The sequence below is a fragment of the Paraburkholderia sp. SIMBA_054 genome, assembly GCF_046534875.1.
GTDB lineage: Bacteria > Pseudomonadota > Gammaproteobacteria > Burkholderiales > Burkholderiaceae > Paraburkholderia > Paraburkholderia hospita.
In genome coordinates, this window is sequence record NZ_JAWRXV010000912.1 from 1 (window position 1) to 266 (window position 266).

Annotated in this window: 1 protein-coding gene; it reads left to right on the top strand. The window is 61.7% G+C overall.

Going from position 1 to position 266, the window contains the following annotated elements:
* Positions 1-266 (top strand): L-serine ammonia-lyase, iron-sulfur-dependent, subunit beta (locus SB822_RS57790; protein ID WP_410859198.1); only part of this gene is annotated, 266 nt, incomplete at both ends.

Consider the following 266-nt stretch of genomic DNA (forward strand, 5'->3'; position numbering starts at 1 on the left):
GCACTCGTTTCGCAGCGGCAACGAGTTGCTCGCGCTGTGCGAATCGACCGGTAAAAGCATTGCGCAATTGATGTGGGACAACGAGCGCGTCTGGCATACCGAAGAAGAAACGCGCGCGGGCCTGCTGAAAATCTGGGACGTGATGCAGTCGTGCGTGTCGCGTGGTTGCGGCATCAACAATCCCGACGCGGACGGCAATTTGCCCGGCCCGTTCCAGGTGAAGCGCCGCGCACCGCAGTTGTATCGTGCGCTGTCGGGCAACCCTG